The organism is Allobosea sp. UNC402CLCol, from assembly GCF_000745475.1.
In the GTDB taxonomy this organism is placed as follows: Bacteria; Pseudomonadota; Alphaproteobacteria; order Rhizobiales; family Beijerinckiaceae; genus Allobosea; species Allobosea spartocytisi.
In genome coordinates, this window is the sequence record NZ_JQJJ01000009.1 from 898,575 (window position 1) to 921,009 (window position 22,435).

Annotated in this window: 17 protein-coding genes; 12 read left to right on the plus strand and 5 right to left on the minus strand. The window is 66.2% G+C overall.

Annotated elements, in window-relative coordinates; genetic code table 11:
- Positions 1-107 precede the first annotated feature (107 nt).
- Positions 108-1,037, plus strand: a complete 930-nt coding sequence (locus GY40_RS11545) for a LysR family transcriptional regulator (RefSeq protein ID WP_038361990.1) — start codon at positions 108-110, stop codon at positions 1,035-1,037.
- A 23-nt stretch (positions 1,038-1,060) separates the two neighbouring features.
- On the opposite strand, the gene GY40_RS11550 is transcribed toward GY40_RS11545, so the two are convergent.
- The gene (locus GY40_RS11550) at positions 1,061-1,732 is read right to left on the minus strand and encodes a TetR/AcrR family transcriptional regulator (protein ID WP_051987782.1); all 672 of its coding nucleotides are present in this window, start codon (positions 1,730-1,732) and stop codon (positions 1,061-1,063) included.
- Positions 1,733-1,904: 172 nt separating this feature from the next.
- Here GY40_RS11550 and GY40_RS11555 point away from each other — a divergent pair, with 172 nt between their 5' ends.
- The 11 genes from GY40_RS11555 (at position 1,905) to GY40_RS11605 (ending at position 17,450) form a co-directional block, all read left to right on the plus strand.
- A complete protein-coding gene (locus GY40_RS11555) occupies positions 1,905-2,966 on the plus strand; it encodes an efflux RND transporter periplasmic adaptor subunit (protein WP_248311139.1) in 1,062 nt (353 codons plus the stop codon).
- Positions 2,963-4,054, plus strand: coding sequence for an efflux RND transporter periplasmic adaptor subunit (locus GY40_RS11560; RefSeq protein WP_038361992.1), 1,092 nt, complete (start codon positions 2,963-2,965; stop codon positions 4,052-4,054). Before GY40_RS11555 ends, GY40_RS11560 begins: the two co-directional genes overlap by 4 nt.
- Positions 4,051-7,149 (plus strand): efflux RND transporter permease subunit, encoded by a 3,099-nt coding sequence (locus tag GY40_RS11565; protein WP_038361994.1) that lies wholly within the window; start codon positions 4,051-4,053, stop codon positions 7,147-7,149. The genes GY40_RS11560 and GY40_RS11565 overlap by 4 nt, the downstream gene beginning before the upstream one ends.
- A gap of 38 nt (positions 7,150-7,187) precedes the next feature.
- Complete coding sequence (locus GY40_RS11570) at positions 7,188-8,462, plus strand: alpha/beta hydrolase (protein WP_081925313.1); 1,275 nt, start codon at positions 7,188-7,190, stop codon at positions 8,460-8,462.
- Between the two features lie 245 nt (positions 8,463-8,707).
- On the plus strand, positions 8,708-9,817 hold the full coding sequence (locus GY40_RS11575; protein WP_038361996.1) for a phosphotransferase enzyme family protein: 1,110 nt from the start codon (positions 8,708-8,710) through the stop codon (positions 9,815-9,817).
- A gap of 89 nt (positions 9,818-9,906) precedes the next feature.
- On the plus strand, positions 9,907-11,235 hold the full coding sequence (locus tag GY40_RS11580) for an aspartate aminotransferase family protein (protein ID WP_038361999.1): 1,329 nt from the start codon (positions 9,907-9,909) through the stop codon (positions 11,233-11,235).
- 81 nt (positions 11,236-11,316) lie between these two features.
- Entirely contained in the window at positions 11,317-11,802 is a 486-nt protein-coding gene (locus GY40_RS11585) for an Lrp/AsnC family transcriptional regulator (RefSeq protein ID WP_038362002.1), read from the plus strand.
- A gap of 353 nt (positions 11,803-12,155) precedes the next feature.
- Positions 12,156-13,820, plus strand: a complete 1,665-nt coding sequence (locus tag GY40_RS11590) for an ABC transporter ATP-binding protein (protein WP_038362005.1) — start codon at positions 12,156-12,158, stop codon at positions 13,818-13,820.
- Positions 13,821-13,851: 31 nt separating this feature from the next.
- Positions 13,852-15,519: a peptide ABC transporter substrate-binding protein gene (locus tag GY40_RS11595; protein WP_038362007.1), complete on the plus strand. Its 1,668-nt coding sequence runs from the start codon at positions 13,852-13,854 to the stop codon at positions 15,517-15,519.
- Between the two features lie 72 nt (positions 15,520-15,591).
- Positions 15,592-16,542: an ABC transporter permease gene (locus GY40_RS11600; RefSeq protein ID WP_038362010.1), complete on the plus strand. Its 951-nt coding sequence runs from the start codon at positions 15,592-15,594 to the stop codon at positions 16,540-16,542.
- A gap of 29 nt (positions 16,543-16,571) precedes the next feature.
- Positions 16,572-17,450, plus strand: a complete 879-nt coding sequence (locus GY40_RS11605) for an ABC transporter permease (RefSeq protein ID WP_038362012.1) — start codon at positions 16,572-16,574, stop codon at positions 17,448-17,450.
- Between the two features lie 137 nt (positions 17,451-17,587).
- Here the strand turns inward: GY40_RS11605 and GY40_RS11610 are convergent, their stop codons facing one another.
- The 4 genes from GY40_RS11610 to GY40_RS11625 are packed head-to-tail and all read right to left on the minus strand — an operon-like array spanning position 17,588 to position 22,400.
- The gene (locus GY40_RS11610; protein WP_038362015.1) at positions 17,588-19,045 is read right to left on the minus strand and encodes an aldehyde dehydrogenase family protein; all 1,458 of its coding nucleotides are present in this window, start codon (positions 19,043-19,045) and stop codon (positions 17,588-17,590) included.
- Positions 19,042-20,319: an NAD(P)/FAD-dependent oxidoreductase gene (locus tag GY40_RS11615; protein WP_038362018.1), complete on the minus strand. Its 1,278-nt coding sequence runs from the start codon at positions 20,317-20,319 to the stop codon at positions 19,042-19,044. Before GY40_RS11615 ends, GY40_RS11610 begins: the two co-directional genes overlap by 4 nt.
- A 49-nt stretch (positions 20,320-20,368) precedes the next feature.
- Positions 20,369-21,520, minus strand: coding sequence for an alanine racemase (locus GY40_RS11620; protein WP_038362021.1), 1,152 nt, complete (start codon positions 21,518-21,520; stop codon positions 20,369-20,371).
- 10 nt (positions 21,521-21,530) lie between these two features.
- Positions 21,531-22,400: a GNAT family N-acetyltransferase gene (locus GY40_RS11625; protein ID WP_038362597.1), complete on the minus strand. Its 870-nt coding sequence runs from the start codon at positions 22,398-22,400 to the stop codon at positions 21,531-21,533.
- Positions 22,401-22,435 lie beyond the last annotated feature (35 nt).

Sequence of the window (22,435 nt, forward strand, 5' to 3'; positions counted from 1 at the left end):
CTTGCGGTCGAAACAGGATATTATCGAGCTAATTGGAGCCAAGTGGCTTCATATTCCGATCATATCGGAAGAATTCGCTCGAATAACCACGTATCGAGGGGGTAAGGATGGATTCGCTGACCGGCCTGACGGCCTTCGTCCGGACCGCCGATTTCGGCAGTTTTGTCGTGGCCGGGCGCGTGCTCGGGCTTTCCGCCTCCGCGGTCGGCAAGGCCGTGACCAAACTCGAACAGCAGCTCGGCATCCGCCTGTTCCAGCGTTCTACGCGCAGCCTGCGCCTGACCGAGGAGGGGCGCGCTTTTCACGAGCGCTGCCGGCGCATTCTCGACGATCTCGACGATGCCCGCGCGATGCTCGCTCACACGATGGATGTGCCGCGTGGACGCCTGCGGATCAGCACGCCGATCGTGAGCTATCATCTGCTCTTGCCGGTTCTGCCGGAGTTCATGGCGCGCTATCCCGAGATCGAGGTCGATCTCGATTTCAACGACCGCCTCGTCGATCTGATCGACGAGGGCGTCGATGTCGCGATTCGCAGCGGAGATCTCCCGGATTCGCGCCTGATGGCGCGGCGGCTGCGCCCATTCCAGCTGCTGCTCTGTGCCGCACCATCCTATCTGGAGCGCCACGGTAAGCCAGAGTGCCCGCGCGACCTCGACGGGCATCTCGGTGTCCGCTTCCGTTTTCCCAACAGCGGCAAGATTCAAGCATGGCCACTCACACTGCCGGCTGGAGAACCGGAGTTGCGCACACGCACGGTCTTGACCTGCAACAACATGGAGGCGCTGCGCGGCTCAACCATCGCTGGCCTCGGTATCGGCTGCATACCGGATTTCCTGGCGCGTGATCCGCTGGCGAAGGGCGAGCTGCACACCCTGCTCGACGAACACATCGACGCTCCCGGCCATTTCAGCCTGATCTGGCCCTCCAGCCGCAATCTCTCGCCGAAGGTCCGCGTCTTTGTCGATTTTATCGGAGAACGCCTGTTTTCAAGCCGCTGCGAAGCGCTTCCTCCGACGGCCGTCGTTCCGGGTTGAGGCGCCTGCGCGCCGGGCAGCCGCTACGTCTCGGATGGTGCGTAAAAGTGAAGGAACAGGTCGATCCCGGCCTCGATCTGCGTCTCGAGCTCGGCCCGGCTCGGCACCGCCGCAGGCAGCAGCAGGCGCGTGATGTCGAGATCGCCTCTGACGAGGCTCAGGAACTGCTTCGCCGCCAGTGTCGGGTTCGGAACATGCAGCTTGCTTGCCCGATGGGCCTCGCCGAGGAAGGCCGCCAGGTGCTCCGTCAGCGCTTTGGGGCCGCTCTCGAAGATGGCGGCGCCGATCGACGGAAATCGCGGCACCACGCCGATGACGGCACGCTGCAGGAACATGGCCTGCTCCGATAGGAAGATGTCGACGAACTTCTCGGCGACGCGCTTGAGCACAGCGGCAATATCGCTTCTGTCGGTTACGATCCGCCCGATCTCATCCGTCATCCGCTCGGCCTCGTCGACGACCACGGCGGTGAACAGCTCTTCCTTGCTGGCGAAATGCGCATAGAGTGTCGCTTTCGACACCGGCGCCTGCCGAGCGACCATGTCCATGCTGACCGTGTCAAAGCCGTGGTCGAGAAAGAGCGCGCGGGCCGCCGCCAGGATCGAGCCGACCTTGCGATCGCGCTGGGTCGGCGCGAGGCCGGCGCTCCGAGGATCTCGAGTTCCACCGCCTCGCGGCGGGGCGCGTGTGGTCATTGATTTTTCTCTAAACTGAACCGTTCAGTTCATGATTGACATATGCTGCCCACTCAAGCAAATGTCAAAACTGAACGGTTCAGTTCAATTTTGACATGGGTGACCGATGCCGATGCGATGGCCGCTTCGCTTCCCTGGACGATCCACCGCCGGCCTTCTGGTTGGTCTTGCCATGGTCCTCGCTGCCTGCGGCGAGGAGAAAAACCCCTCTGCGCGGGCGCCGATGTCCGTCAAGGCCGAGCGCGTATCCGCGTCGCAGCACGCCCTGTCGGTCGCACTGACGGGCGAGGTGAAGGCGCGCGTCCAGAGCGATCTCGCCTTCCGCTTCACCGGCCGCATCGCCGAACGCTTCGTCGAGATCGGCGATCATGTCGAGGCGGGGCAGGTTCTCGCGCGGCTGGAATCGCAGGAGCAGACGGCTGACCTCGCCTCCATGACGGCCGGCGTCCAGTCGGCCGAGGCGACCCTGCGCCAGACGACGGCCGCCTTCGAGCGTCAGAAATCCCTGCTCGCCAACGGTTTCACCACGCAGACCAATTTCGACAATGCTCAGCAGGCGATGCAGGCCGCCCGCGCGACGCTCGACGCGGCCCGCTCCAATCTGGGAACGGCCAGGGAGCAGCTCGTCTATACGTCCTTGACCGCGGACGCCTCGGGCGTCGTGGTCGCGCGCAACGCCGAGGCCGGGCAGGTGGTCGAGGCGGCGCAGGCGGTTTTCACCATCGCCCGCGACGGCGAGCGCGACGCGGTCTTCGATGTCTATGAGGGGCTCCTGGCCCAGCGCCCGGCCGACGACACCATCGAGCTCGCGCTCGTCTCCAATCCGGCCGTGCGCGCGACCGGCAAGGTCCGTGAGGTCGCCCCCGCCATCGATCCCGCGACGGGAACCGTTCGCGTCAAGATTTCGATCGACGCGCCACCTCCCGCCATGACCCTGGGCGCGGCCGTCACCGGAATCGGCCGGTTCAAGCCCGACAATGTCTTCGCGCTGCCGGCGGGCGCCTTCTTCACCGAGAACGGCAAGCCCGCCGTCTGGACGGTCGACCCGCGCAGCCATGCCGCCGCGATCCGGCCGATCACGGTCGACAGCTACCGGACGGGCGAGCTGCTGGTCCGCGATGGGCTGGAGGCCGGCGACATTGTCGTGACGGCCGGCACGCAATTGCTCAGGCCGGGCCAGATCGTGAAGCCGCTGCTGCCGGATGCGCAGCCCCGCGAGGAGACCAAGAAATGAGGCGCGCGCTCGTTCTCCTCTCCACCGCGGCCGTCGTCTGCGCGCTGGCCGGCTGCAATGCCGAGGGCGACGCCACCAAGGCGAAGACGGTGCCGCGCCCGGTCCTCTCCGTCGTGGTCAAGCCGCAGGAAGACCAGGATGTCGGCTTTGCGGGCACGATCCAGCCGCGTTTCCAGACCGATCGCGGCTTTCGCGTGCTCGGCCGCCTGATCTCGCGTCAGGTCGATATCGGCGACGTCGTCGCCCCGGGGCAGGCGCTGGCGCAGATCGATCCCCAGTTGCTGGATCTTACCGTGCGCGGCAGCGAGGCCGATCTCGCCAAGGCGCAAGCGCAGCTCGCGAACGCCTCTGCCGCCGAGGCCAGGATCAGCACCCTGTTCGCCAAGCAGATCGCGAACCAGGCCGATCTCGACACCGCCAAGCAGTCCCTGGAGGCTGCAAGTGCCGGCGTGAAGCAGGCTCAGGCCAGCCTCGACAAGGCGCGCGAGCAGCGCGGCTATGCGGCCCTGACGGCGGACGAGGCCGGCGTGGTCACCAGCGTCAACGCCGAGGTCGGCCAGATGGTCACCGCCGGCCAGAAGGTCATGACGATCGCGCGTACCGACATCCGGGAGGCCGTCGTCGATATTCCCGATGCCACGGCGCGCTCCCTGCGCCAGGGCGAGCCCTTCGCGATCCGCCTGCAGGCGGATCCGTCCGTCACCGCGACCGGCAAGCTGCGCGAGATCGGCCCGCAGGCCGATGCCGCGACGCGCACGCGCCGGGTCAAGATCACCCTCGACCAGAGCGTCGATGCCTTCCGGCTGGGCGCCACCGTCACCGTGCTGCCGACGATGCCCGCAGCGGCGCAGGCGGTGTTCGACATCCCGGCCGCCGCGCTTCTCGAGCGGGACGGCAAGACGTTCGTCTGGCTGCTCGACCCGGGTACCGGAACGGTCCGCTCCTTCGCCGTCGAGGTGGCGGAACGGATCAACGGCAAGGCCCGGATCGTCGGGCAGTTGACGGCTGGCGCGCGCATCGTCGTCGCCGGCGTCAACAGCCTGTCCGAAGGACAGAGCGTCAAGTTCGATGAAGGAGCCGGCCGGTGAAGCGCTTCAACCTTTCCGATTGGGCGCTGCAGCACCGCTCGCTCGTCTGGTATTTCATGATCGTGGCCTCGCTCGCCGGGCTGTTCTCCTATTTCAACCTCGGCCGGGCGGAAGATCCCGATTTCACCATCAAGACGATGATCATCCAGGCGCGCTGGCCCGGCGCGACCGTGGAGGACGTGATCGGCCAGGTCACTGACCGCATCGAGAAGAAGCTCGAGGAGCTCGACTCCTTCGACTACGCCAAGAGCCTCAACATGCCCGGGCAGACGACGATCTTCGTCAACCTCAAGGACACGACCAAGGCCAAGGACATCCCCGCGATCTGGGTCAAGATCCGCAACATGATCGGGGACATCAAGAGCCAGTTCCCCGATGGGGTCGTCGGTCCGAGCTTCAACGACAATTTCGGCGACGTCTACGGCAACATCTATGCCTTCACCGCAGACGGCTTCAGCCAGCGGCAATTGCGCGACTATGTCGAGGATGTCCGCGCCAAGGTTCTGACCGTGCCCAATGTTGGCAAGGTCGATCTTGTCGGCGCGCAGGACGAGGTGATCTATCTCGAATTCTCGACGCGCCAGATCGCGGCGCTGGGCCTGACCCAGCAGCTCGTGGTCGACACCATCCGGGCGCAGAACGCGATCGCGCCGTCGGGCACGATCGAGGCAAAGGGCGAGCGCATCAGTGTGCGCGTCGGCGGGCAGTTCACCTCCGAGGACAGCCTGCGGGCGATCAACCTGCGGATCAACGACCGTTTCTTTCGCCTGGGCGACGTCGCCACCATCAGCCGCGGCTATGTCGACCCGCCGACTTCGCTCTTCCGCGTCGACGGCAAGCCGGCGATCGGGCTCGCCATCGGCATGAAGCCGAACGCCAATCTCCTGCATTTCGGCGAGGCGCTGAAGGCCGAGATGACGAAGATCGAGAACGAATTGCCGATCGGCATCGGCGTGCATCTGGTCTCCGACCAGCCTGCCATCGTCGAGGAAGCCGTCGGCGGCTTCACCAAGGCGCTGTTCGAGGCGGTTGCGATCGTGCTGATCGTCAGCTTCGTCAGCCTGGGCATGCGGGCCGGGCTCGTCGTGGCGCTGACGATCCCGCTCGTGCTCGCCATCACCTTCGTCTTCATGGAGATCTTCGGCATCTCGCTGCAGCGCATCTCGCTCGGCGCGCTGATCATTGCGCTCGGCCTGCTGGTCGACGACGCGATGATCGCGGTCGAGATGATGGTGGCGCGGCTCGAGGTCGGCGACACGCTCACCAAGGCGGCGACCTATGTCTACACCTCGACCGCCTTCCCGATGCTGACGGGCACGCTGGTGACGGTGGCGAGCTTCATCCCCGTCGGCCTCAACGGCAGCGCGGCCGGCGAATTCACCTTCACGCTCTTCGTCGTGATCGCGGTCTCGCTGCTGGTCTCCTGGGTGGTCGCGGTGCTGTTCGCGCCGCTGCTCGGCGTCACCCTGCTGCCCAAGACGATGAAGCAGCATCATGACGGGCCCGGCCGCTTCACCCGCGCCTTCAACGCGCTGCTGCGCCTCTGCGTGCGCCGGAAATGGCTGACCATCGCCGCGACCGTGCTGATGTTCGCCCTCTCGGTCGGTGCCATGCGGTTCGTCCAGCAGCAGTTCTTCCCCTCATCGGACCGGCGCGAGCTGATCGTCGACTGGACGGTGGCGCAGAATGCCTCGATCACCGAGACCCGCGCCCAGATGGACCGCTTCGAGAAGATCGCGCTCGTCGGCGAGCCGGATATCGAGCGCTGGTCGTCCTATGTCGGCCAGGGCGCAATGCGCTTCGTGCTGTCCTATGATGTGCAGCCTGCCAGCCCGAATTTCGGCCAGATCGTCATCGTGACCCATGATCTGGCGGCGCGGGAGCGGCTGCGCACCAAGCTCGACGACATCATCGCGCGCGAATTCGTCGGCACCGACGCCTTCGTGCATCTGCTCGACATCGGCCCGCCCGTGGGCCGTCCGGTGCAGTATCGCGTCAGCGGACCCGACATCCAGACGGTCAGGACGCTGGCGCAGAACGTCGCGAGCACGCTCGGGCAGAACCCCAATCTCGGCGACATCGTCTATGACTGGAACGAGCCCGGCCGCGTCGTGAAGGTCGATGTGCTGCAGGACAAGGCGGCCCAGCTCGGCATCACCTCCGAGACGATCGCGACGGCGCTGAACAGCATCGTCGGCGGCGCGACGGTGACGCAGGTGCGCGACAGCATCTATCTGATCAATGTCGTCGGCCGGGCGCTCGACAACGAGCGCTCCTCGATCGACACGCTGCAGAACCTGCAGATCCAGACCAGCGCCGGAAAAACCGTGCCGCTCGCTGCGGTCGCCAATTTCCGCTACGAATCCGAGCAGCCGGTCGTCTGGCGGCGCGGCCGCCTGCCGACCGTCACGGTGAAGGCGAGCGTCACGACGGCGTTGCAGCCGGCGACCGTCGTCCAGCAGCTCGCCCCGGCCCTGACCCGGATCAGCGAGACCTTGCCCGCCGGCTACAAGATCGTCACCGGCGGCGCGGTCGAGGAGAGCGCCAAGGGCCAGGGCCCGATCGTCGCGATCGTCCCGCTGATGCTGTTTGCGATGGCGACGATCCTGATGATCCAGCTCCAGAGCTTCCAGCGGCTGTTCCTCGTGGTCGTCGTCGCGCCTCTGGGATTGATCGGCGTGGTTGCCGCGCTCGTGCCCAGCGGCGCGCCGCTCGGCTTCGTCGCCATCCTCGGCGTGCTGGCGCTGATCGGCATCCTGATCCGCAACTCCGTCATCCTCGTCATCCAGATCGAGCATCTGCGCGAGGAGGGCAGGGATGGCTGGTCGGCCGTGGTCGAGGCGACGGAGCACCGCATGCGCCCGATCATGCTGACGGCGGCGGCCGCGAGCCTGGCGCTGATCCCGATCGCGCGCGAGGTGTTCTGGGGCCCGATGGCCTACGCCATGATGGGCGGGATCATCGTCGGAACGGTGCTGACGCTGCTGTTCCTGCCGGCGCTCTATGTCGCCTGGTTCCGCTTCGAGGAGCCGAAGGGGCAGGGCGAGCCCGAGACCTCCGGGCAGGAGACTGCCGCGCCTGCGCCGGCGCACTGAGCCGACGCGCGCCGCGACCTCATGGAGCCGGGTTCGAGATGATCGAGCATCGCATCACCGCCGATCCGCGCCCTCCGCGCCGCCCGGCTTCCGCCCGGTTGCGCCTGGTGCGGGCCGTCTCGCTCTTCGCCGCCCTCGCGCTGCTCACAGCCTGCGCGACGCGGCAGGAAAGCGTCCTCCGCCCGGTGTCGGCGGCTGCGGCAGACACCAGCCGGGTCGACATCCTCGCCGTGACGACGCGTCAGGCGGCGCAGGATCCGGGCCTGCTCTATTCCGGCGAGCGCGGCGACGCGATCTCCTTCGACAGCATCGAGGTTTCGATCCCGTCCGATCGCAACCGCAGGGCCGGGGAGATCCAGTGGCCAGCGCAGGCCGAGGCGAATCCGGAGCGGGAGTTCGCGGTGCTCGGCGTCCGCAAGGCGCAGTCCGAGCGGCAGATGCTCGACTGGTTTCGCAGGAATCGCAACGCCAAGCGGCAGGCGCTCATCTTCGTCCACGGCTTCAACAACACCTATGCTGACGCCGTCTTTCGCCTCGCCCAGCTCAAGCATGATGCCGGGATCACGGCGGCTCCGATCCTGTTCACCTGGCCCTCGCGCGCCAATGTCTTCGACTATCTCTACGACAAGGAGAGCACCACCTATTCGCGGAGCGCCCTGGAAGACCTGATCATCGAGGCGTCGAAAAGCCCGGATGTCGGCGAGATCACGATCCTCGCCCATTCCATGGGAACCTGGCTCGCGATGGAAGCATTGCGAGGCGTCGCCATGCGCAAGGGGAGCATTCCCACCAAGGTCGATAACGTCGTTCTCGCATCGCCGGACATCGACGTCGACGTGTTCCGGCGCCAGATGATCGAGATGGGGGCGAAGCGCCCGCACTTCACCATCTTCACATCGACCAGTGACAAGGCTCTCGAAGTCTCGCGCTGGCTCTCGGGCGGCGTCAACCGCGTTGGAGGCGCCGATCCCGCCCCCTATGCGGATGCGATCAAGCAACTCGGCATCACCGTGATCGATACCAGCGCCTCAAACTCGAACGACGCGCTCGGCCATAATGCGTTCGCCGACAGTCCCGAAATCATCGCCCTGCTGGGGCGGCGCCTATCCGGGCAGTCGTTGCAGTCCGATCCCGCCGATCTGGCCAGCCGCGTACAGGCCATCGCCGCCGGATCGGTCAATCTCGCCGGCTCCGCGACCAGAATGGCCACGAAGCTTCCCATGGCTGCCGTCAGCCGGCCCGGCATAAATATGCTGGGAGAACAACCGTTTGGAATGCAAACCCGGATCATCGACGGCCGAATCAGCTACTAGGCCGCAGCTCTGTCATTAGGGGCTGCTGGCGGCTGATGTCCCGCACTCCACTGGTCGGTGTCTTGGTTGCCTCCGGCCGCGCGTCGCCGGGCCGAACATTCTGCCGAAGCCTGGGTCGGAGCGGAACTTTGCGCTCGCGAGGCCGCGATTTCGGCAGTTCTTGCGAGCGTTGCGACCTTATCAAAATGGATGTGCGAACCATCCTTCAGGCGAGGTCGAGCATTGCCCACGATTGCGAGGCCGTCATGAGGACGGCTCCCGGCTCGCCGGCTTCCGATGAGGCCGACCGGCAGACGGCCGTTGAACGCAGTTCGGCGCCGGCAGGCGGGCGCGACGCCTATTTCGACGCGGCCGCGGCCGTTCTCGCCACGGCTCCCGTCGCGCTCGACGACGGTCTTCTGGCCGAGGTTCTGATGCGCTATTACGGGCTGAGCGGGCGCATCGAGCTGCTGTCGTCGGAGGTCGAGAGCACCGCCGAGGTCCTCCTTCCCGATTCCCGTCGGCTGATCCTGAAGGCATCGCCCCGGATCGAGGCGATCGACAGCTTTCGCTTCCAGTCCGCCGCGATCAGCGCGGTCGAGAAGTCCCATGGTTTCCTCTCGCCGCAGGTGATTGGGACCGTTCGGGGCGACTTGATGTTCCGGCAGGACGGGTTGTCCGGCTATCTTCAGACCCGGCTCGCGGGCCAGCCCCTCCGCCAGACGCCGATGTCTCCCGAAGCGGCTCGAGATGCGGGAGAGGCGCTGGCTCATCTCGACATTGCCCTGCGCGACGCACACGGCCTGCCGGCCGTCGACAGGCCCGTGCTGTGGCAGATCGGCTGCTGGCCCCGGCTTGCCGCGTTCCAGCGTTATCTGGCGCCCGGCCGGACGGCGGATGCGGTCCAGGCAGCGCTTTGGGACTACCTCGCCACGGTCGAGCCCAGGATCGGCGCCCTCGACTGGCAGGTCACGCACAACGATCCGAGCCCGTTCAACATGCTGCTCGCCGAGGACGGCGTTGCCTTCATCGATTTCGGCGATGGCTGCCGGGGACCGCGAATCCAGGATCTCGCCATCGCGGCCAGCCACATGGTGAGCGACCCTGCGCTGCCGCTCGGCGGCGCGGAGAGCCTGATCGCCGGATACGCCTCGGTCTGCCCTCTCTCGCCGCTCGAGACCGATCTGCTCGTCGGGTTGATGAAGGCGCGCCAGAGCGCGCTGATCCTGATCAATGCCTGGCGGTCGCACCTCTTTCCGGAGCATGCGGCCTATATCAATAAGAACGTCGCTCGAGCCGAGAAAGGGCTGTCGATCCTGTCCCGCCTCGATAGGGAGGCCGCGCGGACGATCGTTGCCGAAGCGGCTTCCTCATGACACCCGGGGAGGCCGCGCCGTCAGCCGTCGTCGCAGTCGTTTCGCTGCTTCCCGCTCCCAACCCTCTTGCCATGTGATAGGCCAAACGGATGTCCGTCGATCTCATGCCGAACCGCTACATGCCCGGCGAAGCCGATCTCGCAGAGCGCGAGGCGGGTCTGATCGCTCGCCGCGACAAGGTGCTCGGCTCGTCCTATCGCCTTCAATATCGGCGCCCCGTTCACTTCGTCCGGGGCGAGGGAATGTGGCTGTACGACCCCGACGGCCGCGCCTATCTCGATTTCTACAACAACGTCCCCTCGCTCGGGCACTGCAATCCCGAGGTCAATGCGGCGATGGCCGAGCAGGCCGGGCGCATCAGCGCCAATACCCGCTATCTCGAGCCGAGGCTGGTCGATTATGCCGAGCGGCTGGTCGCGACATTCCCGACGGAGCTCGACCGCGTCGTCTTCACCTGCACGGGCAGCGAATCCAACGATCTCGCCTTGAGGATCGCGCGGCTGGTCAGCGGCAATGATGGCGTCATCGTCTCGTCCTATGCCTATCATGGCACGAGCGCCGCCGCCGCGATGGTCTCGCCGAATCTCGGCGAGGCGGTCAAGCTCAGCCCCTCGGTGCGCATGGTCGCGCTGCCCGGGCCTGCCGGCGTCGCGGAAGCGGAGGCGCCCGCATTCTTCGAGGCGCAGGTCAGATCCGCGATCAAGGATCTCGACCGGCGCGGAATCGGCGTCGCGGCCATCCTGATCGACAGCATCTTCTCGAGCGACGGCGTCTGGATCGATCCGCCGGGGTTCATTGCGGGCGCCATCGCGGCGGTGCGAGAGGCGGGCGGGCTCTTCATCGCCGACGAGGTTCAGCCCGGCTTCGGGCGAACGGGCGATCATATGTGGGGCTTCGAGCGGCACGCCGTGGTGCCGGATCTGGTCACCCTCGGCAAGCCGATGGGCAACGGCTTTCCGATCGGCGGGGTCGTCGGCCGGCATGCGGCCATGGATCGCTTCGGCGCCACCGCCCGCTATTCCAATACATTCGCCGGAAACACCGTCGGCATCGCGACAGCCGACGCGGTTCTCACGATCCTGCAGCGCGATCGCATCCTCGACAACGTGGTCGCCATGGGCGAGCGGCTGAGCCAGGGTCTGCAGCGGATCGCGGGCGCGTCGAGCGGCATTCTGGCGGTTCGCCATGCCGGTCTGTTCTTCGGCATCGACATCGGCCATGCCGGCATGTCTGCATCGCAGCGGCGCGCCATGGCACTCGATGTTGTCAACGCGATGCGCGACGACGGCGTGCTGATCAGCACCACCGGGGCAAACGAGGACACGCTCAAGGTCCGCCCCCCGCTGGTCTGCCAGCCGGAGCACGTGGACCGTTTTCTCGTTTCGCTTCAGGCTGCGGTCGCCTCCTGCCCCGCTTGAACCGGGGCCGTCTTCCGAACCAGCCCCATCGTCGCCGGACTGTTTCTGGTACGCCGGCCGCTCCGGGACTATCATCGAGCCATGGGATCTCTCGTTTCACTCGACCGGTTCGACCTTAAGATCCTCGATCACCTTCAGCGCAACGGCCATTGCTCGAATGTCGAGCTGGCCGCGGCGGTCGGGCTGACGCCGAGCCCTTGCCTCGCCCGGATGAAACGCCTGCAGGAATCCGGCGTGATCCGCGGCTTCGATGCCGTGATCGACCTTGCGCGGCTGGGTCATTTCATCACGGCCTTCACCGAAATCACGATCAGCGAGCATCGGCGCGACAGTTTCCGGCTGTTCGAGGCGGCGGCCGAGCGCTGCCCGGAGATTATCGAGTGCTACAACGTGACCGGCGGATGCGACTACATCCTCAAGATCGTCGCCCCGAGCATCGCCGATTTCAGTGCGATCCTCGACAATCTCCTTGAGCTCGACATCGGCATCATCAAGTTCTCGAACCGGATCGTCCTGAGGCAGCCCTTCGAGGCGCGAAAGATGCAGCTGGCGCTGACCGGCGGATAAAGCCGGCAGCATGGTCTGGGGCAGGGCCGCCGTGCCTGTTGCCGCGTCCGGCCTTGGTGGTCGCCTTGAGACCGGGCAGGCCCGAAGATGGGTGCGCCTTGCAACGCGCGATGATGGCCGGTTGCCCGCACTGATTCCCGAGAAATCGTGACAGCAGAGCCTGCACCGCCGCCAGCGCGTGCTTCGGCGGATAAGGGCGCGTCGCATAACTCTGCCGGTCGTCGTTCTGGCGATGCTTTCTGCTGTTGAGGTTGGCCCTTTCGACAAATTCTGCCGGAGCGGTTGGGTGACCATGGGGGATCGGCAATTACGAGCTGTCTCGATCGCAACGTCCTGAAAGGAGCCGCAGCCCCATGAGCGCTGGCAAAACGACTGGGGCTGCCCAAGATGTCGCGCTTGCGATTCGCGGCCTGACGCTCAGTCTGCCGCGCAATATGGAGCGGGCGCACGCCGTCAGCGACGTTTCGTTCGATCTGAGACGCGGTCAAATCCTCTGCATCATCGGGGAATCCGGTTCCGGCAAATCGGTTTCCGCCAATGCCGTCATGGGGCTTCTTCCTCGGTCTATCCGTGTGACGGCCGGCGAGATCCTGCTCGAAGGACAGAATATCGTCGGCCTGCCGCCCGACAGGCTCCGCGAGATCCGGGGCAGGGTCGTCTCGATGATCTTCCAGGATCCGTTGTCCGCCTTGAATCCGCTGATGACGGTGGGCCAACAGGTTGACGAGGTTCTGGCGGTGCACGGGGTCGGAACGCCGCAGACGCGGCGCGAACGCACGCTCGAACTCCTGACCGAAGTCGGCCTGCCGAGCCCGGAGCTCACCTATCAGCAATATCCGTTCAGATTGTCGGGCGGGCAGCGCCAGCGGGTCATGATCGCGATGGCGCTCGCCCTGGAGCCCTCCATCCTGATCGCGGACGAGCCGACGACCGCCTTGGACGTGACGACCCAGGCCCAGATCCTCAAGCTGATCCGGGACATCCAGCGCCGCAAGAACATGAGCGTGATGTTCATCACCCATGATTTCGGCGTCGTGTCGGAGATCGCCGACAGCGTCGTCGTGATGGAGAAGGGGCAGATCGTCGAGCAGGGCAGCGCGGACAAGGTGCTCAAGACGCCGAGCCATCCCTATACGCAGCGTCTGATCGCCGCGGTCCCGCATCTGACGGGCCAGAACCGCCCGGCGCTCGATGTCGCCGCGAGCGAGCCGGTCCTGAAGGTCGAGGGCCTGCTCAAAACCTACCGCAGCGGCAGTGCGTTCATGGGGACCCTACGCGAGGTCGCGGCGGTCAACGAGGTGTCCTTCGATCTGGCGGCCGGGCAGACGCTGGGCATCGTCGGCGAAAGCGGCTCGGGCAAGTCGTCGCTCGGCCGGCTGCTGCTCAAGCTGATGGACAGCGACGGGGGGCGGATCGTCTTCGAGGGGACCGACATCGCGAGGATGCCGGAACCGGAGTTCCGGCGGCTGCGGCCCCGGATCCAGATGGTGTTCCAGGACCCTTCGGCTTCGCTGAACCCGCGTTCCACGATCGGCCGGATACTGACGGTCGGACCCGTCGCGCATGGCACGCCCTATGCCGAGGCCAGGGACGAGGCCCGCGCGCTCTTGAAGCGCGTCGGTCTCGATGGTGGAGCGTTCGATCGCTATCCGCACGAATTCTCCGGCGGGCAGCGGCAACGTATCGGCATCGCCCGGGCCTTGATGTTCAGGCCGAAGCTGCTCGTGGCCGACGAGGCCGTCTCGGCGCTCGACGTCTCGATTCAGGCCCAGATCCTGAAGCTTCTCGATGACATCCAGCGCGAAACCGGCGTCTCGATGGTCTTCATCACGCATGACCTGCGTGTCGCGAGCCAGATCTGCGACGAGATCGTGGTCATGCACAAGGGCAAGATCGTCGAGCGGGGGCAGCCCTCGCAGATCTTCCTGGACCCGACTTCCGCCTACACCCGCGAACTGGTCGCCGCCATCCCCGGCGAAAGGCCAGATGGGGGCGGCCGGATCGCCTTGGCGGGCTGACAACCAAGCAACCAAAAGAGGGAAACGACAGATGACGAAACCGATTGATACCAAGGCCGGATGGTCGCGTCGCGATGCCATGCGCCTGGCCGCCATCGGCGGCCTCGGCCTCGCGGCTCCGAATCTTCTGGGTCGCCCGGCCTTCGGCCAGACCCCGCCGCAGAAGCCCGCCGGCCGCGTCGTCGTGGGCATGTCGCAGGAGCCGACCGTCCTCAACCCGCTGATGGTCAAGATCGAGGTTGACGACGGCGTGCACTTCTCGCTGTTCGACGCCCTGTTCCGGGTCGATCCGAAAGGCGTGATCCAGCCCAACCTCGCGCGCGAGGTGCCCAGCCAGCAGAATGGCGGGATTTCGCAGGACGGCCTGCAATGGCGCGTGAAGCTGCGGGACAATGTGCGCTGGCATGACGGCAAGCCGTTCACCGCCGAGGACGTCAAGTTCACGCTCGAACTGATCGTCAATCCGAAGTTCCGCAGCTGGCGTACGCTTGGACACGCGCTGGTCCGCGACATCACGATCGTGTCCCCGACCGAGATCCAGTGGCGTATGGAGCAGCCCTTCGCGCCCTATCTGTCCTTCCTGACGGAGACCTTCATCGTCCCGAAGCACGCCTTCGACGGAGAGGCGGACGTCAACAATGCGGCCTTCAACCGTGCTCCGATCGGAACCGGCGCCTTTAAATTCGGCAAGCGCGTCGCCGGCGATCATGTCGAGCTGGTGGCCAATCCCGATTATTTCGGCGAGGGTCCCTATCTCGAGCGGCTGATCTTCAAATACATCCCCGACTCGACGGTGCTCTACACGCAGCTGAAAAGCGGCGATATCGATATGATCGGCCAGCAGTACATTCCGGCGAACTATTTCGAGGAGGCCAAGAAACTTCCCAGCCTCGCCGTGGAGAAGGTGCTCCGGTCGAATATCGAGTCGATCTACTTCAATCTCGACCGGCCGCAGTTCAAGGAACTCGTCGTCAGGCAGGCGATCTATACGGCCATCGATCGCAAGTCGATCATCGATGCCCTCTATTACGGCATGCCGGCTCCGACCGAGACCTTCATGCCCAAGCAGTCCGCCTATTACAATCCGAACCTGCCGGTCCAGGAATTCGACCTCAAGAAGGCGGCCAAGATGCTGGAAGATGCCGGCTGGAAGAAGGGGCCGGACGGAATTCGCGCCAAGGACGGCGTCAAGCTGTCCTTCGCGAATTCGACGACGGCCGGCGATCAGCTGCGCGAGCAGCTCCAGCAGTTCGTCAAGCAGAGCCTCGCCGAGATCGGCGTCGAGATGAAGATCTCGAACCTTCCCGCGGCGGTGATCTGGGGCGATTTCTGGCAGCAGTCGCAATTCGACACGGCGATCGTCGGCATCACCTTCCTGATCGGCGCGGATCCCGACGTCACCAACCGCTTCAGCTCCAAGGCCATCCCGGCCAAGGGCGGGCGCGGCTCGAACAATGCCCAATACGTCAACCCCGAGGTGGACGCGCTCCTCGAGCAAGGCACCCGCACCTTCGATCCGGAGGCGCGCCGCCCGATCTACAACAAGATCCAGGAACTCGTGCGGCGGGATCTGCCCTTCATGCCGATCTACCAGACCGAGGCGGGCTACGGTCGCAAGAAGAAGATCCAGGGCTTTCAGGCCAATCCCAACACGCGCACCGAATCCTGGGATGCAGCGCATTGGTACTGGATGAGCTGAACTGCCCCCCGCGTCGCTCGCTGACATCGGCGAGCGGCGCCCCTGACGGCCAACGACATTGAGGAGGGCGCGATGCGTGGTTTCCTGCTTCATCGCCTGTTCCAGAGCGCCGTGCTGCTCGTGATCGTCTCGCTGATCGGCTTCGCCACCCTCAGCCTGATGCCGGGTGGGCCGATGGCGCAGTACGGCCTGGATCCCGGGATGACCCAGGACGATCTCGCTCGCCTGAAGCAGCAGCTGGGGCTCGATCGGCCGCTCTGGGTCCAGTATTTCGACTGGGCCTGGCGGCTTCTGCAGGGCGATTGGGGAAAATCTTTCCGCGACGGTTCCGCGGTGCTGTCCGTCATCGGGCGCCACATCTTCGCGACGTTGCTGTTGATGGGAACGTCGACGGTGATCGCGATCGCGCTCGGGAGCTGGATCGGAATCCGGGGCGCCACGCACCGCCATTCGGTCTTCGACTATCTCGCGACGATCGGTGCCATGATCGCGCTGTCGATTCCGACCTTCTGGTTCGGCCTGATCGGGATCTATTTCTTCACGCTGAAGCTTGGCTGGCTGCCGGCGGGCAACATGTACACGATCGGCGACGGGTCGGTGCTGGACTACGCGCATCATCTGATCATGCCGAGCGTGGTGCTGTCGCTCGTGCATGTCGCGATCTGGAGCCGCTACATGCGAACCGCGACGCTCGATGCGATCAGCCAGGATTTCGTGAAGACGGCGCGTGCGAAGGGCGCGAGCGAGCGGCGCGTGCTGATGAAGCATGTCGTCGGAAACGCCCTGCTGCCGATGATCGCATTGGCGGGCGTGCAATTGCCCAGCATCCTGACCGGCGCGCTCGTGACCGAGACCGTCTTCACATGGCCGGGCATGGGGCGGCTGTTCCTGGATAGCCTGAGCTACAGCGACTATCCGGTGGTGATGGGCCTCCTGATCTTCTCGGCCATCATCGTCATTCTCGGAAATCTGATCGCCGACATCGTGATCGCCTTCGTCGATCCGCGGATCCGACTGGCCTGAGCGGCGCAACTGGTCGAGGAACAACGACAATGAACACCCTCGCTCTGCGCGATCGCCCGAGCCGCTGGTGGCAAAGCCGCGTCGCGCGGCGTTTCGCGCAGCATCCCCTGGCGTTGCTCGGTCTCGTGATGATCACGGCTCTCACCGTGGCCTGTGTCGTGGGGCCGTGGCTCCTGCCCTACGACATCCTTCAGATCGACCTGCGGGCGCGCTTCGCGCCGCCCCTGACGGGCTCGCACATTCTCGGCACGGACCCGCTCGGGCGTGACCTGGCTGCCCGGCTCTTCGTCGCCGGCCGGGTCTCGCTCCTCGTCGGCTTCTCGGCGATGCTTCTGTCGGTCGTCGTCGGCACGGTCGTCGGCGTCATCGCCGGGTATCGCGGCGGCTGGCTCGGTGCCGCGCTGATGCGAACCGTGGACGGCTTCCTCGCCTTTCCGTCCATCTTCCTCGTCCTTGCGCTCTCGGCCGCCCTTCAGCCCAGTCCGCTGATGATCGTCGTCATCATCGCGGTCACCAAATGGATGGAGGTGGCCCGTATCGTGGAGGCGGAAGTTCGGTCGCTGCGCGAACGCGAATTCGTGCTCGCCGGCCGCATGCTCGGGCTCAGCTCCGTGCACATCATGTTCCGGGAAATCCTTCCGAACGCGATGGGGCCCATTACCGTCGCGGCGTCGCTCACCGTCGCACGGGCGATCTTGCTGGAAGCCTATATCAGTTTCCTGGGTTACGGCATCCAGCCTCCGCTGCCGAGCTGGGGCAACATGCTGAACGGTGCCCAGCAATACCTGTCCAGCGCGCCCTGGATGGCGATCATCCCAGGCGCCGCCATCACGATCGCAGTGACGAGCTTCAACTTCATCGGCGATGGCCTGCGTGACGCGCTCGACGTGAAGGGCGAGCACGGCTGACGGCGACACCGAGCCGCAAGCGGGCGGCCCCTCCGGGGTCCGCGCCGGGCGACGGATGCAGGTGCTGAGAGGGACTCAGGTTCTGCCCGCTATTATGAAACGAAGGTCATCACGGAGAACGTCTCCGCTCCCCGGTCCTAGCTGTAGAAGCCGAGGACGGCCTTCGTTTCCAGATATTCCTCCATGCCCTCGCGCCCGTACTCCCGGCCATTGCCCGAACGCTTGTAGCCGCCGAAAGGAGCATTCGGATCCCAGTCCGGCGCATTGAGATGAACCTGTCCGGCGCGAATCCGGGAGGCGACTTCGCGCACCGCGTCCATCTCGGTTCCCTGCACATGGGCGCCGAGGCCGTAGACCGTATCGTTCGCGATCTCTACCGCCTCCTCGACCGTGTCATAGGGCAGGATGGCCAGGACGGGTCCGAAGATCTCCTCCTGCGCGATTACCATCTCGCGGCGGACTTCGGAAAAGATCGTCGGGCGGGCGTAGAAGCCCGAGGCGATGCCCGCCGGGCGGCCGGGGCCGCCCGTCACGAGTTTCGCGCCTTCGCCGATGCCCGCTTCGATCATCATCTGGACGCGCTCGAACTGGGCGCGGTTCGCGATGGGCCCGTGCGTCGTCGCCTCCAGCAGGGGATCGCCCACGACGAATTCGCCGGCGGCGGCCGCGGCCAGCGCCTCGACATCGCGGAGGCGGTCACGGGGGACCAGCATCCGTGTCGGCGCGCTGCAGGACTGGCCGAGATTGCGCATGGCCGCTGCGACGCCCAGCGGTACGCACCGGGCGAGATCGGCATCGGGCAGCACGATATTGGGCGACTTGCCGCCGAGTTCCTGCGCGACCCTCTTGACCGTCGGAGCGGCCGCCTGCGCCACGAGGACGCCCGCCCGCGTCGAGCCGGTGATCGAGACCATGTCGACCTCGGGATGCGAGGCGAGACCCTCGCCGACCACCGGTCCCGTTCCGTTGACGAGGTTGAACACACCGGGCGGGCAGCCGGCCTCGTCCATGAGTTCGGCGAAGAGGAGCGCGCTCAGGGGCGACAGCTCGCTGGGTTTGAGGACGACCGTGCAGCCTGCGGCCAGCGCCGGGCCGACCTTGGCGGTGATCTGATAGAGCGGCCAGTTCCACGGCGTGATCAGGGAACAGACGCCGATCGCCTCGCGCAGGATCGCGGTGCTGCCGCGCTGCGAGACGAAGGCGAAGTCCGCCAGATTGTCTCGCGCCACGCGCAGATGCTCGGCGGCGAGGGGAACCTGTGCCCGGCGCGCATAGGTGATGGCCGCACCCATTTCGGCGGTGAGCGCCTGTGCGATCAGCTCCGCTCGTTCCAGCACGAGCGCATGGACGCGGCTGAGAAGCGCGGCGCGTGTCGCAGGCTCTGTCCGGGACCAGCCGGAAAAAGCGCGGCGGGCCGCGGAGACCGCGGCCTCGACGTCCCCTGAACTGCCGAGCGGAATCTCCGCGATCGCCGTCTCGGTTGCGGGGTTGATGACGCAGGCTCGATCCTGACCATCGGGCTCGCGCCAGCCGCCGTCGATGTAGAAGCGGCCGAGATGCCCGCTCTCCCTGAGGTGCTGCACGGCATGGCTCATTGGAAACGGTCCTTGATCCGGTAATAGGCACCGATGAGCGGCAGGAACCAGGGCTTGCCGAAATGGCCGGGAATGGCCGGCCAGGCGAAGTCCTTCCACGGGTTCAGCTCGGCACGCCCGTCCATGACCTCGGCCATGATGGTGCCCATGAGCGTCGACATCTGCGTGCCGTGGCCGCTGTAGCCCATCGAGTAGTAGACACCGTCACGCTCGCCGGCGCGCGGGAGGCGGTCGCGCGTCATGTCGACCATGCCGCCCCAGCAATAGTCGATGCGCGCGTCACGCAGCGCGGGAAAGACGTCGTTCAGCGCGGCGCGCAGGATTGCGCCGCTCTTCTCGTCGGATGCCGGGTTGGATACGGCGAAGCGCGCCCGGCCGCCGAACAGCAGGCGGTTGTCGGGGGTCGTCCGGAAATAGTTGACGAGGTTCCTGGTATCGACCGCGTTGCGGCGGCGCGGCGTCAGCTTGTCGAGAAGGTCGACAGGCAACGGCTCCGTCACGATCAGGAACGCCCCGACGGGTACGATCCGGCGGCGCACCCAGCCCAGCGGGCCGGCCTGCGAGATGCCGCTGGCCAGCAGCACCTGCCGCGCGGTGACGTCTCCCTTCGACGTCGCGACGACGTGGCCACCGCCAGGAGCCGGCTTCAGCCCGATCATCGGCGTGCGCTCATGGATCGTGACGCCACGCCGCGCCGCGGCTTCTGCGAGGCCGCGCACGAAGCGGCCGATATGGATGCTGGCGCTCTTGCGATAGATCAGGCCGCCATAGTAGCGCCCGGAGCCGACCTCGGAGGCGAGGTTCGCGCGGCTCACCATCTCGGTATCGGGATCGACATGGGCGGCGAGAAGATCCTGGGCCCGCGCCAGCTTGTCGTAGTGCTCCGGCTTGGCCGCGAGCTTGATCTTGCCGACGCGGGCGAAGCTGCAATCGATGTCCTCCTCGGCAACGAGGCGCTCGACAGTGTCCACCCCTGCATCGAAGGCACGGTAGAGGCGGTCGGCCGTTTCATGGCCGAGCCTTTGCGACATGATGCCGTAATCCTGCGCGAAGCCGTTGTTGCACATGCCGCCATTGCGCCCCGAGGCGGCATGGCCGATCGTCTCGGCTTCCAGCAGGATCACCCGCGCGCCCTTCTTGGCGAGCGCCAGGGCGGCGGAAGAGCCGGTCAGGCCGCCGCCGATCACGGCGACGTCATAGCGGCCTTGAACCGGCCCCTCGGCGCCACCCGAGAACGGGATCGACGTATCCAACCAGTAGGATGTGAGCTTCATCGGACCCTGGTCTCTCTCGAAGTGGAAGACGGGTTGCGGGCTGCAGCGCCTACCAGCCGCGCATGCGCGGCCACTCGGCAGCGATCGCTCTCGCGGGTCCGAAGACGACGTGATAGCGCTCGTGCTGCGCACCGGTGGCGCAGGCATGGTTGGGCATGATCCGGACCTTGGCGCCGACGGGCAGGTCGGGCAGCTCCTGCGAGGAGCCGGAGCGGAGCGCCAGCGTGCCATGTTCCTGACTGGCATGGGCCAAGATCAGATCGGGGTAGGGTCTGCCGTCGAGATCGCAGACGATCCCATAGCCCTGGTCGACGCGCTGGGCCGCCGTGCCGCGGTCTCGCGACAGAGCCATCCAGCCGGCATCGACCATGATCCAGCCCTTTTCCGGCCGCTTCCCGATCACGGTGGCGAGGACGGAAAGCGCGAGATCGTCGGTCGTGCAGACCCCGACGCCATGCATCACGAGATCGAAGAACATGTAGACGCCGGCTCGCATTTCCGTGACGCCGTCGAGCGCCTTGGCAAAATGGGCAGTGGGCGTCGAGCCGACGCTGACGACATGGCATTCGTGCCCGGCGGCCCGCAGCCGCTGTGCGGCCTCGACGGCGACGGCCCGCTCGTTCTCGGCCGCTGCCTCGAGCGCTTCGGGTGTATGCAGCGCATAGGATTCGCCGGCATGGGTCAGGACGCCCGCGAGCGTGACGCCCGCCGCATCCAGAGCCGCGGCGACGCCGAGGAGGTTGGGGTCGCTGACCAGAAGCCCGCCACGATGGCCGTCGCAGTCGATCTCGATGAAGGCCGATGGCGTCACGCCCGCCGCGCGGCCGGCCTCGCCCAGGATCGCCGCCTGCTCCCGCGTGTCGAGCAGGACCTTGATATCGATGCCGGCCTTGCGCAGGCGCATGGCTCGTGCGGCCGTATGGGGCGAGACGCCGACGGCATAGGTGATGTCGCGGTAGCCATGTCCCGCGAAATACTCCGCTTCCGCCAGGGTGGAGACGGTGATCGGGCCGGGTCCGTTCGGAAACGCCCGGTGTGCGACGTCGATGGACTTGGCCGTCTTCATGTGCGGACGCAGCGCGACGCCCTGTTCGGCCATGCGCGCCGCGAGGCGGGCGAGATTGCGGTCGAGTCGGGATGCGTCGAGAACGAGCGCTGGTGTTTCCAGAGTGTCGAGCGTGGCGGCGTCGGATGGCGGCATTCCGATGCTCCTAATTGAACGACTGATTGGACAAGGCGAAGACACGCGCAGGCCCGGTCGGTGGCAGGGGGCCGCGGACCATGGTGAGCGCATCGCTGACCAGTGAGAGGCCGATCTCTTCGAGCCAGGGCGACAGCTCGTCGGTTGCGGCGGTATCGATGCGAACGAAACACCCTTCGAGACGGGCCAGCGCCGCTTCGATCAGAAGGCGCGCCTCGGGGGGCGTCTGCGCGACCACGGGGCCGACGACGTGTCCGCGGCCGAAGCGGCGGCTGATCACATAGCCGGCCACCTCGCCGTCGCGGAGAAGGACCTGCGCCTCGCCGGCCTCGACGAGCAGCCGCAGAAGTGTCCGCCTCTCGGAACCGGTCGCCTGGCGATCGAGGCGGGCGACGGCGTCGAAGTCGGATGGCTGCAACGGGCGGACAAGATCGACCGGCGGCGCCTTGTGGCGACCTTTCGGGACGCCCTGGTGCTGGTGGATGATGCCGACGGGCCGGAAGCTGCGCCGCTCGTAGAGCGGCCGCCCCTGCGTCGTGGAATTCAGAAGAAGGGTCCGCGTTCCCGCCGCAGCCAGGAGCGCGTCCATCAGTCGGGCGCCGAAGCCGTGTCCCTGAGCCTTGCCGGAGACGATGATCATGCCGATCGTCGCGAAGGCCTCGCCATCGGGAAACCAGGCGGCCGTTCCGATCACCTCGCCGCCTCGCACCATGGCGAAGCCCTGGCCCAGCGTCATGGCAAAGGCCCAGTCTTCGAGGCGGTAGGGCCAGGACATTTCCTGCGAGAGCTTGAGCGCTCCTGCGAGATGTTCCGACGAGAAAGCCGTCAGGATCGCGTCGTCGGCTCTGTTCCGCAGCCCCTGGGGGATGGTCGATGGCATGATGGGTGCAAGCTTCTCGAAGACGTTTCCGGCCA

What these genes read in the sequence shown, in the direction of transcription:
- GY40_RS11545 (WP_038361990.1), top strand. Translation starts at nt 108, where the DNA reads ATGGATTCGCTGACCGGCCTGACGGCCTTCGTCCGGACCGCCGATTTC.
- GY40_RS11550 (WP_051987782.1), bottom strand. Translation starts at nt 1,732, where the DNA reads ATGACCACACGCGCCCCGCCGCGAGGCGGTGGAACTCGAGATCCTCGG.
- GY40_RS11555 (WP_248311139.1), top strand. Translation starts at nt 1,905, where the DNA reads ATGGTCCTCGCTGCCTGCGGCGAGGAGAAAAACCCCTCTGCGCGGGCG.
- GY40_RS11560 (WP_038361992.1), top strand. Translation starts at nt 2,963, where the DNA reads ATGAGGCGCGCGCTCGTTCTCCTCTCCACCGCGGCCGTCGTCTGCGCG.
- GY40_RS11570 (WP_081925313.1), top strand. Translation starts at nt 7,188, where the DNA reads ATGATCGAGCATCGCATCACCGCCGATCCGCGCCCTCCGCGCCGCCCG.
- GY40_RS11575 (WP_038361996.1), top strand. Translation starts at nt 8,708, where the DNA reads ATGAGGACGGCTCCCGGCTCGCCGGCTTCCGATGAGGCCGACCGGCAG.
- GY40_RS11580 (WP_038361999.1), top strand. Translation starts at nt 9,907, where the DNA reads ATGTCCGTCGATCTCATGCCGAACCGCTACATGCCCGGCGAAGCCGAT.
- GY40_RS11585 (WP_038362002.1), top strand. Translation starts at nt 11,317, where the DNA reads ATGGGATCTCTCGTTTCACTCGACCGGTTCGACCTTAAGATCCTCGAT.
- GY40_RS11590 (WP_038362005.1), top strand. Translation starts at nt 12,156, where the DNA reads ATGAGCGCTGGCAAAACGACTGGGGCTGCCCAAGATGTCGCGCTTGCG.
- GY40_RS11595 (WP_038362007.1), top strand. Translation starts at nt 13,852, where the DNA reads ATGACGAAACCGATTGATACCAAGGCCGGATGGTCGCGTCGCGATGCC.
- GY40_RS11600 (WP_038362010.1), top strand. Translation starts at nt 15,592, where the DNA reads ATGCGTGGTTTCCTGCTTCATCGCCTGTTCCAGAGCGCCGTGCTGCTC.
- GY40_RS11605 (WP_038362012.1), top strand. Translation starts at nt 16,572, where the DNA reads ATGAACACCCTCGCTCTGCGCGATCGCCCGAGCCGCTGGTGGCAAAGC.
- GY40_RS11610 (WP_038362015.1), bottom strand. Translation starts at nt 19,045, where the DNA reads ATGAGCCATGCCGTGCAGCACCTCAGGGAGAGCGGGCATCTCGGCCGC.
- GY40_RS11615 (WP_038362018.1), bottom strand. Translation starts at nt 20,319, where the DNA reads ATGAAGCTCACATCCTACTGGTTGGATACGTCGATCCCGTTCTCGGGT.
- GY40_RS11620 (WP_038362021.1), bottom strand. Translation starts at nt 21,520, where the DNA reads ATGCCGCCATCCGACGCCGCCACGCTCGACACTCTGGAAACACCAGCG.
- GY40_RS11625 (WP_038362597.1), bottom strand. Translation starts at nt 22,400, where the DNA reads ATGCCATCGACCATCCCCCAGGGGCTGCGGAACAGAGCCGACGACGCG.